Below are 13669 nucleotides of genomic sequence, written 5' to 3'. Positions count from 1 at the left end.
CCTCCCGTCGTTCACCGACTCCGGACCACGTCCGGTTCGGGTCAGCCTACTTTCGCCGCCCGAGCGCCTTGCCTGGTACCCGCGCCTCACGGGCGCCGGGCTAGTCTCGTGCGAGCGAACCGGACGAAGGAGAGCACGGGGTTGTTGGGGAATCGAAGCGCGGCAATGGCGCTGATCGCGGCGGCGAGCCTGCTCGGCGCGGCATGCAGTCCGGACAACTCGGACGCCAACATCCTGTCCGCGGGCGGCTGGCCGGGCGCGAACTCCGACGCCCGAAACAGCAACTCGAGCCCGGTCGAGGGCTCCCGCACGCTCGCGTTGGACTGGTCGCGCCCGATCGGCGGCACCGTGGCCACCTACACCGCGATCGCTGCAAACGGGCAGATGTTCCTCACCTCGAACACCCCGTCCGGCTGCAATCTTTTCTCCTTCCAGATGAACAACGGCCGCAAGCGGTTCTGCAACCAGCTGAACGCAGGCGTCAGCGCCTCCACCCCGGTGGTCGACGGCGCCACCAACATCTATGTCGGCGACGCCGGCGCGATGCACTCGTTCAACGAGCACGGCCAGCCCCGCTGGCGCACCCCGGTGGTCGGCACGCCGCTCGGCGCGCAGTTCACCGAGGACGGCAACGTGCTGTTCGTGACCCACCTCGGCGAGGTGGATGTGGTCAGCAAGCAGACCGGCGAGCGGGTGGCCGCACCGCTGAACCTGGTTGGCCGTCCCGATTTTCTGGCCACACCGGACATGCCGGTCACACCCGACGGTGCGGGTCTGGCCGACTGCCTGACCGGTGGGCCGGCCTGCCCGGTGGCCAACACCCCGGCCATCGACCTCGACACCGGCCGGTTCTATGTCACCACCTGGCGACCCGGCGCACAGAACGCCTCTCTCGTCGCGCTCACCTACACCGGCGGCGACAACCCCCGCATCGAGCAGCAGTGGAGTGCGGACCTGCTGGCCAACGGCAGCGGCGCGAGTCCGGCGCTGTCCGAGGACGGCTCGACCGTGTACGTCAGCGACAACGACCGCCGGCTCATCGCGGTCGACGCGCAGGACGGCACGACGAAGTGGGTGTACGACCTCGGTTATGCCCCCTGGGGCAGCGCAGCCGTGGTGGACGGCCTGATCGTGCCCGCCGGCGGCGAGAACGGACACCTTCTCGCCGTACGCGACCGCGGTGACCACGCCGAACTCGCCTGGGAACGCAAGGACCAAGACCAACTGGGCGCACCCGCGATCGCCGCCGGGTCGACCGGTTACACCGTCGTGCGCAGCGGGTCGCACGATCTGGCACTGCTGACCTTCGACACCGAGTCCGGACAGACCGTCGCCTCCGATATCCTCCCCGACGCGCATGGCGTGACCGTCGGGACGTCGATCGGGCCCGAGGGCGAGGTGCTCACGTCGAGCTATATCGGCGAACTGTTCGTCTACAAGTAGACCGGCGGCTCAACCGCCCCGCCCCGGCGCCGCGGCGCACACGAACGCGGTGGCGGTACGGCCGATTCTGGTCACGATCAACGCGTGCGGTATCGCGCCGCGCAGTTTCAGCTTGGCCCGTAGCCGATCCGGATCCACGTCCACACCGCGGACCAAGATTTCCAGCGCACCGCAGTCGAGACGGGACAACTCCGCACGAATTGCCTTCTCGGCGAACTTCACCTGAGACAACACCCGGAAGCCGCGCGCGCCGGGCGGCACCGCGTCCCCGGTCAGATAGGCGATTCGCGGATCGAGTTGCCACAGCCCGTGCCGCGCACCGTAATGGCGAACCAGCCCGGCCCGCACCACCGCACCGTCGGGATTGACGATCCACGCGCCGGGCGGTCGTTGCTCGAGTTCGTCCGGTTCCGCGTCGGTGACCTCCCAGGCGGTGCCGTCACTGTCCAGGACGCTGGCTCGCCTGCGCGCGCCCGCTGCCGGCCCGGGGGACCACAGGCACGCCTCGCGGACTGCGCCGTCGAGCGAGACCACCTCGATCTCGCCAGGCCAGTCGAGCCGGTCGAAATCCAGGCCCGGCGCGCATTTCACCACGAGATCGCGACCCGCATAGGCCTCGATGAGGTCCGGTAGCGGCGGCTGCAGCTTCGCCGGATCGTGGGTTCGGGAGCCGTCCGCACGCCGAGCCGGATCCGCCAGCACCACGGTTGCGCGGGTGCATGGCCCGAGCGCATCGGCCCGCACCAGGCCGGCGCCCGGCACGTTGCCCGCCGCCATCGCCAGCCGCACCGGGTCGAGATCGCTACCGACCACGATCGGGCACACCGGCACCAGTTCGGCGAGTTCCGCGCCGATCGAGCAGGTCACGTCGTGCACGCGGTGCCCGCGCAGCCGCGCCGCGCGGTGCCGTGCGACCGCGCTCGGCGTCGCCTGCTGCAGTGCGTCGTCGGTGAGCAGCCAGTGTGCCGCGCCGTCGAGTTTGGTCAGTGCGCGGCGGCGCAACCGAACCGTCTCGACGATGGCACCGGACTGCGAGCCGAACCGCGCCCGCGCGGTCTCGATATCGCGCAGCAGGGAGGCTTTCGTCAGTGGCAGGTCCTGCGCCGTAACGAGCGCGGCCGCGCCGTCGGCACCGGACAGGTAGGTGACGTCGGCGCGGCCGAACGAATAGCTCACCGCGTTGCTCGGCGGTTCAGGCGGCCTTTAGGGCTGTCATCATTGCGGCTTTACGCCGGTGATCATCGCGTTGTAGAACAGCGAGCGCGGCACGACGTGCCGCATGACGTTCTCGTCGAGCCAGCTCAGGCCCAACCACGCGCGGTACATGGTCAAGCGGTAGCGCATGGTGAGCTTCTCCTCCGGGATCGCGCACTCGAAGGTGCGCACCGGCCAACCCCACAGCGCGGCCGCGAACTCCTCGGTCTTGGCCTTCGCCTCGACCGCACCCGCCGCGCGGGCGATGCGCTCGAGCTCGGACGGATCGAAGGTGTGCAGGTCGACGACGGCCTCCAGCGCGGCGGCGCGCGAGGACTCGTCGAGCTCGGCCTGCGGACGGCGCCAGTCGCTCAGGAACGGCAGCCGGGTCACCTTGGTGGTGGCCGCCCAGGTCGCGCGGCCGAGCCAGCGGGCGTAGAAGTTGCCGACCGTGGTCGGCTCGCCGGCGAAGACGAACCGGCCGCCCGGCTTGAGCACGCGCAGGCATTCGCGCAGCGCCTGCTGGACGTTCGGGATGTGGTGCAGCACGGCATGCCCGACGACGAGGTCGAAGGTGTTGTCCTCGTACGGGATCGTCTCGGCGTCGGCGACGCGCCCGTCCACGGGGAGCTTCAGGTTCTCTGCATTGCGCAGGGCGACCTTGACCATGCCCGGCGAGAGGTCGGTTACCGAACCGGTCTCCGCGACGCCGCCCTGCATCAGGTTGAGCAGGAAGAAGCCGGTGCCGCAACCGAGTTCGAGGGCACGCTGGTACGGCAGCTGCTGCTCACCCGCGATTGCATCGAATCGGCCGCGCGCGTAGTCGATGCAGCGCTCGTCATAGGAGATCGACCACTTGTCGTCGTAGGTCTCCGCTTCCCAGTCGTGGTACAGCACCTGGGCGAGCTTGGTGTCCTTCAGTGCCGCCTGCACCTGCTCCTCGGTGGCGTGCGGATTCGGCGCCGGATCGGGGTCCGCGGCGGTCGCGGGCCGGCCAGGGGCCTCGTTCGGGCTTGCAGTCATGCAGGGCAGCCTACCGGTCACGAACCGGTTATCGTTCTGCTCCCTGCCGCGATGGTTGCGCCGCTGGTAGCAGGGCGTTATCCGCCGCTGAACGCGGCTCGTCCCGGGCCGTCCGCCAGGAATGAACGCAGCCCCTCGACACGATCCGCGGTGTCGAAAACCTCCGCGAACAAGCGTCGCTCGGTCGCAAGTCCGGCATCCAACCCGGACTCCAAGCCGGAGTCGATGGCGGACTTCGCTGCCGCCAGCGCCAGTGCCGGTCCGGACACGAACTGTTGTGCCCAGCTGCGTGCGCGGTTGTAGACCTCGTCCGGGGCGACCACCTCGTCGACAAGCCCGATCCGCTTGGCCTCGTCCGGCTCGACGAACCGGCCGGTGAAGATCAAGTCCTTGGCTTGGCTCGGCCCGATCAGGCGTGCGAGCCGCTGCGTGCCGCCGCCGACGGGGATGATGCCGAGCAGGATCTCGGGCAGCCCGAGCCGGACGTTGTCGCCGATGATCCGCCGGTCCGCGCCGAGCGCGATCTCGAGCCCGCCGCCGAGCGCGTACCCGGTGATCGCGGCGACGGTCGGCTGCGGAATCGCCGCGACCGCACCGAGCGCTTCCTGCATATCGGCGGTCATCGCACGGACCTGCGCGACACTCAACTCTGCCAGTTCGGCCACATCGTCGCCCGCGGCGAACACCTTCTCGCCCCCGTACACGATGACCGCGCGGACCTCTGGATGCGCGGCGGCCTCCCGGGCTGCTGCGGTGAGCTCGCGACGGGCCTGCTGATCGAGCGCGTTGACCGGCGGCCGGTCGAGCCGGATTGTGCCGATGCCGTCGGAGACCTCGACCGTGACGAATTCAGCCATGCCGCGCGACGTTACGCGAGAGCTAGCGGCTGATCTGCGGCAGTTCCCCCGCCGCGTAGTAGTTTTCCTCGCCCGGGAACGACAGCCGCCACTTCGGGCCGGAGGTGTCGAGTGTCGGCTCGATCGTCTGGATCGTCGGCTCGGCGGCGAGGATCCCGGCGGTGTTCTCGAACTGGGATAACGAGTGGAGCTGGGTGAAGGTCGGCGGCATCAGCATGGTGTCGCCGTCGACCCAATCCTGAATCCCCGCCTGCGGGGTCCGCCACATCACTTCGGCCGCCTCGGTGGTCGCACCGTCGGGGATCTGTCCGTCGGGCAGCAAGGCGACGAAGAAGTTGGTGTCGTAGCGACGCGTCTCGATCACCGGCGTGATCCAGCGCGCCCACGGGCGCAGCAGGTCGCTGCGCAGCACGAGTTTCTCCCTGGTCAGGAATTCGCTGAGGCTCAGTTCGCGGCGCTCGAGCCGGCCGCGCGCCTCGTGATACCCGGTGGTGTCGGCGACGACGGTGTCGGCGGTGGGCCCCGCGAGCAGCACTCCGCATTCCTCGAACGTCTCGCGCACCGCGGCGCAGACCAGCGCCTGGGCGCGCTTGTCGTCGACACCGAACCGCTCGCCCCACCAGGCCGGCGACGGCCCGGCCCAGTCGAGCTCGGTGTGCGCGTCGGTCGGGTCGACCCCGCCACCCGGGAACACCGTCACGCCCGCGGCGAACGCCATTCCCTTGGATCGGCGTACGAGGAAGATCTCGACACCGGTATCGGTGTCGCGGACCAGCATCACGGTGGATGCATCCTTGATGGGTGCGCCGGTGGGCTGCGGAACGGAATCGCTCATTTGTGCACCGTAGCCCGGCCCGGCGCCGATCAGGATCAGCGGGTGCGGTGACGCCCCGGCCGCCGTTTCCGCCGCGCGAAGTACCGGCCGTCGGCGTTTTCGAGCGCGATCGACTGGCTGAATGCGTGGCTCAGGTTGTCCTCGTTCAGCACGTCGTCGAGCAGACCCTGCGCGACAACCACGCCGTCCTTGAGCAGCATGGCGTGCGTGAACCCGATCGGGATCTCCTCGACGTGGTGGGTCACGAGCACGGTTGCCGGTGAGTCGGGATCCTCGGCGAAATCGGTGAGGCGCGAGACGAGTTCCTCGCGGCCGCCGAGGTCGAGACCGGCGGCCGGCTCGTCGAGCAGCAGCAACTCGGGATCGGTCATCAACGCCCGCGCGATCAGCACCCGTTTGCGCTCGCCCTCGGACAGCGTGCCGTAGGTCCGCTCCGCGAGATGCTCGGCACCGACACTTTCCAGCATGTCGACGGCCCGCTCGGTATCGATGGCCTCGTAGCGCTCACGCCACCGGCCGAGCACGCCGTAGCCGGCGGAAACCACCAGGTCGCTCACTTTTTCGTCAGGCGGAATCCGACTCGCCAGCGAGGCCGACGACAGGCCGATACGCGGGCGCAGCTCGTTCACATCGACGTGGCCGAGTACCTCACCGAGCAGGTGCGCGGTACCGGAGGTCGGATGCACCTGGGCGGCCGCGATCCGAAGCAGCGACGTCTTGCCCGCACCGTTCGGGCCGAGAATCACCCACTTCTCGTCGAGCTCCACCTGCCAGGTGACCGGACCGACGAGAACGTTCCCCGATCGCCGGACGAGGACGTCGGTGAAATCGATGAGCAAGTCCGGATCGGGTTCTGACACTCGTTCATCTTTACGCACATCCCAAAGCGTTTCACGGCAGGATCGGCAGTTGTGTCGCACGTGTCGATTCCGGCCGCGAATCCTCGTCCGGGCTCCCCCTTCCCACTCGGCGCCTCGCGCGTGCGCGACGGCGTGCAGTTCGCCGTCCACGCGCCGCGGGCCGAACGGGTGCAGGTGTGTTTCGTCGACGGCTCCGGCCGCGAAAATCGCCTGGACCTGCCACATCTGACGGCCGGGGTCTGGCACGGCACGCTCGATGGGGTCGAGGACGGCGCGCACTACGGTTACCGCGCGCACGGTCCGTGGACGCCAAGGCGCGGGCGGCGGTTCAACCCGAACAAACTGCTCCTCGACCCCTCGGCGCGCCGGATCAGCGGCCGGTTCGGCAAGGCCGAGGCGCTGCTCGGTTACGCAGGCGACCCGTTCGGCGCCCCCTCGGAGGTTGATTCGCTCGGCCACGTGCCGCTCTCGGTGGTCACGCCGGACCCCCCGGCGATGGCAGCGGCCGACCGGCTGGAGACCCCCTGGGAAGAGACGGTCATCCTCGAGGTGCACGTCGGCTCCTACACCGCGCGTCACCCCGATGTTGCCCCCGGCGAACGCGGGACCTACCTCGGTCTCGCCTCGGACGCGGTGCTCGACCACCTCACCGGCCTCGGCATCACCGCGGTCGAATTGCTTCCGGTACAGGCGTTTGCGAGCGAGCCGTCGGTCCGCGCCCGTGGCATGCGCAATCACTGGGGCTATTCCACGGCCGCATTCTTCGCCCCGCACCCCGGCTACGCGAGCGTGCCGGGCCACGAGGTGCCCGAGTTCCGCGCGATGGTGGACCGGCTGCACGAGGGCGGTATCGAGGTGCTGCTCGACGTGGTCTACAACCACACCTGCGAAGTCGGGGTGGACGGACCGACGCTGTCCTGGCGTGGGCTCGATGCGCCCGGCTACTACCAGCTCACCCCGACCGGATTCGATGTCGATCTCACCGGCTGCGGCAACACGGTCAACCTGTACACACCGGCCACCGTGCGGATGGTGTGCGACAGCCTGCGCTACTGGGTGGAACGGATGGGCGTCGACGGCTTCCGGTTCGATCTCGCGTCGGTACTCGGCCGGGACCGCGGGATGTCCTTCGACCAGCGCGCGCCACTGCTCGGCGCGATCGGCGCCGACCCGGTGTTGCGGCGCGCCAAGCTGATCGCCGAGCCGTGGGACGCGACACCGACCGGCTACGAGGTCGGCAAGTTCGGCACCGCCTGGTCGGAGTGGAACGACCGGTTCCGCGACGATGTGCGCAGGTTCTGGAACGGCGACCACGGTATCGGCGAAGTCGCGTCCCGGCTGGCCGGCTCGTCGGACCTCTTCGGGCCCAAGCAGCGGACGTGGACCTCGATCAACTTCGTCACCGCGCACGACGGGTTCACGGCGCGCGATCTGGTGTCCTACGCGCACAAGCACAACGAGGCCAACGGCGAAAACAACCGGGACGGCTCCAACAACAATCTGTCGGTGAACTACGGCATCGAGGGCCCCACCGACGACCCCGAGGTGGAAGCGGCCCGCGCCCGGCATGTGCGCGCGCTGCTGGCCACGCTGTTGCTCGCCACCGGCACCCCGATGCTGTTGGCCGGAGACGAACTCGGGCACACCCAGCAGGGCAACAACAACGCCTATTGCGTGCGCGAACGGACTCCGGTGGCCGACTCCTGGCCGGTCGACTGGTCTACCGCGGATCCGCTGCACACCGCCTTCGTGGCCGCGGCACTCGCGCTGCGTCGCGACGCACCCGCACTGCGTCAGCCGGAATTCTTCGAGGGCCGCCACACCAACACCGGCCATCCCGATCTGGTGTGGTTCGGCGCGGAGGGCACCGAGTTGGTCAACGGGGCCTGGCACGACGATGCGCGCCGCACGCTGCAGATGTGGGTGGATGGTTCCGATGTCCGCTCGCACTCGGGTGCGGGGGAACCACTCGCCGACACGAGCTGGTGCCTCGTCCTGCATTCCGGCCCCGCAGCCGAGATCTGCCTCGCCGCCCCCGAATGGTTCGACGGAGTCCTGGAGCCGGTACTCGATTCGACGGCTGTGGACGGCACACCCGCGGACCGCACCCCGCTGGCCCCGGGGACGGTACTGACGCTGACCGGTCCGGTGGCGCTCGCGCTGCGCGCGCAGGCCTGATCCGGCCGGCACGTGCCGGGGATCACAAACCAGGAAGCGCGTGCAATACTAGAACACGTTTCATTTTGGTCTCGGCGGTTCGCCGCCGGACGGTCCCGACCAGACGAGGTTTGAATGAGCGACACCGCGACACCGGCCATCGAGGGCTGGTTCACCACCGGTCCGGCGCCTGCCCTGATCGGCACGTCGTGCCGAGCGTGCGGCACGATCTCCTTCCCGCGCGAGACGACCTTCTGCAAGAACCCGAGTTGTGCCGGCGAAGAGTTCGACGACGTCGAACTGTCCCGCCGCGGCACGGTGTGGTCCTACACCGATGCCCAGTACAAGCCACCGGCGCCCTATATCTCGAACACCGACCCGTACCAGCCGTTCGCGCTGGCCGCCGTCGAGTTACCGGAGGGCATCGTGGTGCTCGGCCAGGTCGCCGACGGACACGGCGTCGCCGATCTGAAGGTGGGCAGCCCGGTGGAACTCGTGGTGGAACCGCTGTACACGGACGAGGTGGGCGTACGAACGATCTGGCGCTGGAAGCCGATCACCGCGCAGCGAAGCGGAGCCGATGTCACCGCGCAGCGAAGCGGAGCCGATGTCACCGCGCAGCGAAGCGGAGCCGATGTCACCGCGCAGCGAAGCGGAGCCGATGTCACCGATTCGAACGGAGCCGACGCGTGAGCTCGAAAGACGTTGCCATTCTCGGCGTTGGCATGCACGCCTGGGGCAAGTGGGGACAGCCGTTCGTCAACTACGGTGTCGCCGCGGCGCGTGCCGCGCTTGCCGATTCCGGGATCGCCTGGAACGACGTCGATCTGATTGTCGGCGGCGAGACGGTCCGCAACGGGTACGGCGGCTACGTCGCCGGTGCCACCTTCGCCCAGGCACTCGGCTGGAACGGCGCCAGGGTGGCGACATCGTACGCGGCGTGCGCGACAGGAGCCCAGGCACTGGACACGGCGCGGGCGCGGATCCTGGCCGGACTGTCCGACGTCGCCCTGGTTGTCGGCGCGGACACCACGCCGAAGGGCTTCCTCGCACCGAACGCAGGCGAGCGCTGGAACGACCCGGACTGGCTTCGGTTCCGGTTGATGGGCATGACCAACCCGGGCTACTTCGCGCTGTACGCGCGGCGCCGCATCGACCTCTACGGGGCGACTCCCGCGGACTTCGCGGCGGTGAAGGTGAAGAACGCCCGCCACGGGCTCAACAACCCGAATGCGCGCTACCGCAAGGAGGTCAGCGCCGAGGACGTGCTGAACTCCGCGATGGTCGCCGATCCACTGCACCTGCTCGACATCTGCGCCACCTCCGACGGCGGAGCGGCACTGATCCTCACCTCGGTGGAATACGCGCGCAAGCACGGCCTCACGGATCCGGTTCGGATCAAGGCAATTTCGACGGTCACCCCGACCTTCCCGCAGACCGTCATGGACATGCCGAATTTCTCCACCGACTCCTCGGCCGCCGTGCCGGCGCCGGAACGGACGTTCAAGGAGTCGATCGGGTACGCCGCCTACGAGGAGGCCGGGATCTCCCCCGAGGACGTCGACGTCGCCGAGGTCTACGACCTGTCCACCGCGCTCGAACTCGACTGGATCGAGGATCTCGCGCTGTGCAAGCGTGGCCAGGCCGAGCACCTGCTTCGTGCGGGTGACACGACAATCGGCGGCCGACTTCCCGTGAACCCGTCCGGCGGGCTGGCCTGCTTCGGCGAGGCCGTGCCTGCGCAGGCGCTGGCTCAGGTCTGCGAGCTCACCTGGCAGCTACGCGGGCAGGCCGACGGTCGACAGGTCGAGGGCGCTCGGGTCGGGATTACGGCGAACCAGGGACTGTTCGGGCACGGGTCGTCGGTGATCGTCGCGGTCTGACCGAGTTCACTCCGCGTCCCGGTCCCCGGGATGCGGGGTGAATTCCCAGGCCCGCCAACGTAGGTCGCGCACAATGATCGCCGGGCCCGCGGGGCGGGCGTGCGCGTACTGCGGATACTTCGCGACCAGTGCGTCGATCGCGGCTGTCCCCGACGGTTGTTCTGCCGCAACGATGTCGGCGACACCGTCGACCCGTACCCACCACAGTTGGCTCCAGTCCTCGTCGTAGGCGTCGACGAGCAGACTCACCCGGCCCGTGGCGGCGATATTGTCCAACCGCCGCAGCCGGGTGGTCGTCTTCGGCTTCGCGTCGACAGCGAGCGCGATGTAGTCGTTTTCCAGTGCGAACACGACTGGCACGAGATGCGGCACCGCGGCGGCGCTCGCCGTCGCGAGCCGCGCCACGCGTGCCGCGGCGAACCGTTCGCGCGCGCTACGCGAGACCAAGGTCGGGCACCGCGATCACGGTCATCGAACCCGGCGCCACCTCGGTGAAGCCCGCGTCGCGCACTGCGACAGCGTGACCGCGACCGACGAGCTGCTGCAACGCGATCCACTGGTTCGCCGACGCCCCACGCACCGCGCTGCGGAACCCGCTCTGCGCCCAGTCCCATGCCTGTGCGACGGTCAGCGCCCCGACGAGCAGCATCGCCGCATGCCCGACCTGTGCAGCGGCCTTGCCGAGCGTCATTTCGAGGGTCGGATTGATCCACAGCACCGGCAGGCCCCGCTCGGGCTGCCCTGGGTCGTCGTGCTCGAGGTCGGTGCCGCCGATCTGCAGGCGTTTGATGCGCGAGTCGACCTCGCCGACCGGCCCCGGCACGAGGGCACGCACTTGCGCACCGTCGACTTCGGCCGTGACACCGGGCACCTCGCCGGCAGCCTGCCAGTGCGCGCCACGCGCACGGCGAGCGATCTTGCGGATTCGAGCGGCGGTCCACGCCTCGAAGGCGTCGAACCACGGGCCGTCCGGTCCGACCCGCTCGTCGAGGCACAGCGCGACCGTCGCCGCGGCAGCCGCTTCGAGAATCGCACTGCGCCGCGGCGGTTCCTGCTTGGGCAGGTGCAGCACGAGCTGCATGGCCAGTACCGCAGCGGGATCGGCCGGATCCTCGGCGAGGCCGTAACCGCGGGCCAGCGCCGCGTGCCGCACGGCAAACCCGGCCGGCTCGGACACGAAGTCCTGCTCAGACACTTGGCTCCAGCGGGACCCTGCGGACCAGACCGTCCACCGCGTCGGCGGCCTCCACCTCGTCGCGCGTCACCCCCAGCACGAACAGCACCGCGTCCAGATAGGGGTGCGACAGCGCGGTGTCGGCCACCTCGCGCAGCGCTGGTTTTGCATTGAAGGCGATGCCGAGCCCGGCCGCGTTGAGCATGTCGATGTCGTTCGCGCCATCGCCCACAGCGACCGTCTGCTCCATCGGCACACCCACTTGGGCGGCGAATCGGCGCAGCGCAACGGCCTTGCCCTCGCGGTCCACGATCTCGCCGAGTACCCGGCCGGTGATTTTGCCGTCCACGATTTCGAGAATGTTCGCCTCGACGAAGTCGAGTTCGAGGTCGTGCGCCAACGGCTCGATCACCTGCCGGAAGCCACCCGAGACCACACCGCAGTGATAGCCGAGCCGGCGCAGCGTCCGCACCGTGGTGCGCGCGCCCGGCGTCAGCTGCACCTCCCCCGCGACATCGTCGATGACGGACGCGTCCAGACCGGCGAGGGTGGCAACCCGCTGCCGCAGTGATTCGCCGAAGTCGATCTCTCCGCGCATCGCCGACTCGGTGACCGCGCGGACGTGTTCCTCCACGCCCGCTCTGGCGGCGAGCATCTCGATGACCTCGCCCTGGATCAGCGTCGAGTCGACGTCGAACACGATGAGGCGCTTGGCCCGCCGCGCCAGGCCCGCACGTTCGACCGCGACGTCCACGTTGGCGCGCACCGCCACCTCGGCCAGCCCGGTGCGCAGCAGCGCATCGCCGTCGGCACCGGTATTCGGCGCGGTGACGAGGAGTTCGAGGCCCGTGACCGGGTAGTCGGCGACGCCCCGGATGGAGTCGATGTTGGCGCCCTGTTCGGCGAGCTTGCGCGAGATGGCACTGAACGCCTTCGCCGTCACCGGGCTGCCGAGGATGACGATCGCGTGCGTCGAGGAAATCCGACGCTTCGGGTCGACCCCGATCGCCACCTCGACCGTCACATCGACCGTGCTCATCGCCTGCTCGAGCTGCTCCTGCAACGCCTCCGGATCGTTCGGGCAGGAGACAAGCACCCCAAGCGTGAGCCGGCCCCGGATCACGACCTGCTCCACGTCGAGGAGGCTCACATCGTGGCGGGTCAAGCAGGCAAACAGCGCCGAGGTAACACCGGGCCGGTCGCCACCGGTGACCGTCACCAGCACAGTCGTCTGGGTGCCCACGCGCTCATCTCCGTTCGATCGTTCGCCGGCTCGCTGCGGCAACACCGCCGCCGGAGCACAGCCCTGCGCACCATTGTCGCAACTGCTTGCCGGGCGAACGCGAAAGGCCCCGCCTCGCGGCGGGGCCTTCCGTCGTATCGTCGCGCGGCAACGGTCCTACATGGTGCTATCGGTGCCGGCGTGGTCGTCGCCCTTGTCGCCGAACGGCACTCGGTCGCGTTCGAGGGCGTCGACGGTGCCGTGCCCGGAGCCGAAACCGACGTGCGCCTCGGCGCGCATCCGCTCGACCATGTGCGGGTAGTGCAGCTCGAACGCGGGACGCTCGGAGCGGATGCGGGGCAGCTCGTAGAAGTTGTGCCGCGGCGGCGGGCAGCTCGTCGCCCATTCGAGCGAGTTGCCGTAGCCCCACGGGTCGTCCACCGTGACGACCTCGCCGTACCGGAAGCTCTTGAAGACGTTCCAGACGAACGGCAGCGTCGAAGCACCGAGGACGAACGCGCCGACGGTGGAGATCGAGTTCAGCACGGTGAAGCCGTCGGACGGGAGGTAATCCGCGTAGCGACGCGGCATGCCCTCGGCACCCACCCAGTGCTGCACCAGGAATGTCGCATTGAAGCCGATAATCGTGGTCCAGAAGTGCCACCTCGCCAGGCGCTCGTCAAGCATGCGACCGGTCATCTTCGGGAACCAGAAGTAGATGCCGGCGAAGGTCGCGAACACGATGGTGCCGAAGAGCACGTAGTGGAAATGCGCGATGACGAAGTACGAGTCGGTGACGTGGAAGTCCAGCGGGGGGCTGGCCAGGATGACACCGGACAGGCCACCGAAAAGGAACGTCACCAGGAAGCCGACCGACCACAACATCGGTGACTCGAAGGTCAACTGCCCCTTCCACATGGTGCCGATCCAGTTGAAGAACTTCACACCGGTCGGCACCGCGATGAGGAATGTCATGAACGAGAAGAAGGGCAGCAGCACGGCGCCGTGAAGCCTTCTGGCA

The 13669-nt window shown here is 69.0% G+C and carries 12 protein-coding genes and 1 pseudogene; 4 read left to right on the top strand and 9 right to left on the bottom strand.

Going from position 1 to position 13669, the window contains the following annotated elements:
• Window positions 1–144: 144 nt before the first annotated feature.
• Window positions 145–1443 (top strand): PQQ-binding-like beta-propeller repeat protein, encoded by a 1299-nt coding sequence (locus OG921_RS23205; protein WP_323182864.1) that lies wholly within the window; start codon window positions 145–147, stop codon window positions 1441–1443.
• Window positions 1444–1452: 9 nt separating this feature from the next.
• On the opposite strand, the gene OG921_RS23200 is transcribed toward OG921_RS23205, so the two are convergent.
• The 5 genes from OG921_RS23200 to OG921_RS23180 all read right to left on the bottom strand — a co-directional run bounded on the left by OG921_RS23200 (window position 1453) and on the right by OG921_RS23180 (window position 6212).
• The gene (locus OG921_RS23200) at window positions 1453–2619 is read right to left on the bottom strand and encodes a class I SAM-dependent methyltransferase (protein ID WP_266114911.1); all 1167 of its coding nucleotides are present in this window, start codon (window positions 2617–2619) and stop codon (window positions 1453–1455) included.
• 39 nt (window positions 2620–2658) lie between these two features.
• The gene (locus OG921_RS23195; RefSeq protein ID WP_266114910.1) at window positions 2659–3660 is read right to left on the bottom strand and encodes a class I SAM-dependent methyltransferase; all 1002 of its coding nucleotides are present in this window, start codon (window positions 3658–3660) and stop codon (window positions 2659–2661) included.
• Window positions 3661–3737: 77 nt separating this feature from the next.
• A complete protein-coding gene (locus OG921_RS23190) occupies window positions 3738–4517 on the bottom strand; it encodes an enoyl-CoA hydratase/isomerase family protein (protein WP_266114909.1) in 780 nt (259 codons plus the stop codon).
• Between the two features lie 22 nt (window positions 4518–4539).
• Window positions 4540–5352: an NUDIX domain-containing protein gene (locus OG921_RS23185; protein ID WP_266114908.1), complete on the bottom strand. Its 813-nt coding sequence runs from the start codon at window positions 5350–5352 to the stop codon at window positions 4540–4542.
• 35 nt (window positions 5353–5387) lie between these two features.
• Window positions 5388–6212 (bottom strand): ABC transporter ATP-binding protein, encoded by an 825-nt coding sequence (locus OG921_RS23180; RefSeq protein ID WP_266114907.1) that lies wholly within the window; start codon window positions 6210–6212, stop codon window positions 5388–5390.
• Between the two features lie 51 nt (window positions 6213–6263).
• Here OG921_RS23180 and glgX point away from each other — a divergent pair, with 51 nt between their 5' ends.
• From glgX to OG921_RS23165, 3 genes and pseudogenes are all read left to right on the top strand, one after another.
• Complete coding sequence (glgX, locus tag OG921_RS23175) at window positions 6264–8390, top strand: glycogen debranching protein GlgX (RefSeq protein ID WP_266114906.1); 2127 nt, start codon at window positions 6264–6266, stop codon at window positions 8388–8390.
• A 114-nt stretch (window positions 8391–8504) separates the two neighbouring features.
• Window positions 8505–8933 (top strand): annotated as a pseudogene (locus OG921_RS23170) (Zn-ribbon domain-containing OB-fold protein); the annotation flags it as partial.
• Between the two features lie 125 nt (window positions 8934–9058).
• Window positions 9059–10252 (top strand): lipid-transfer protein, encoded by a 1194-nt coding sequence (locus OG921_RS23165; protein ID WP_266114905.1) that lies wholly within the window; start codon window positions 9059–9061, stop codon window positions 10250–10252.
• Window positions 10253–10258: 6 nt separating this feature from the next.
• On the opposite strand, the gene OG921_RS23160 is transcribed toward OG921_RS23165, so the two are convergent.
• From OG921_RS23160 to OG921_RS23145, 4 genes are all read right to left on the bottom strand, one after another.
• Window positions 10259–10699 (bottom strand): TIGR03668 family PPOX class F420-dependent oxidoreductase, encoded by a 441-nt coding sequence (locus tag OG921_RS23160; RefSeq protein WP_266114904.1) that lies wholly within the window; start codon window positions 10697–10699, stop codon window positions 10259–10261.
• Complete coding sequence (locus OG921_RS23155; RefSeq protein WP_266114902.1) at window positions 10686–11447, bottom strand: aminoacyl-tRNA hydrolase; 762 nt, start codon at window positions 11445–11447, stop codon at window positions 10686–10688. The genes OG921_RS23160 and OG921_RS23155 overlap by 14 nt, the downstream gene beginning before the upstream one ends.
• Window positions 11440–12669, bottom strand: coding sequence for a phosphoserine phosphatase SerB (gene serB, locus OG921_RS23150; protein ID WP_266114901.1), 1230 nt, complete (start codon window positions 12667–12669; stop codon window positions 11440–11442). The genes OG921_RS23155 and serB overlap by 8 nt, the downstream gene beginning before the upstream one ends.
• 156 nt (window positions 12670–12825) lie before the next feature.
• The coding region (locus tag OG921_RS23145) for a cbb3-type cytochrome c oxidase subunit I (RefSeq protein ID WP_266114900.1) at window positions 12826–13669 on the bottom strand (844 nt) is incomplete at its 5' end.

Origin of the sequence: Aldersonia sp. NBC_00410, from assembly GCF_026342035.1 — a bacterium.
Lineage (GTDB): Bacteria > Actinomycetota > Actinomycetes > Mycobacteriales > Mycobacteriaceae > Aldersonia.
Note: the sequence above shows the minus strand (reverse complement) of the source record. Positions and strands in the feature narration are given on the sequence as shown.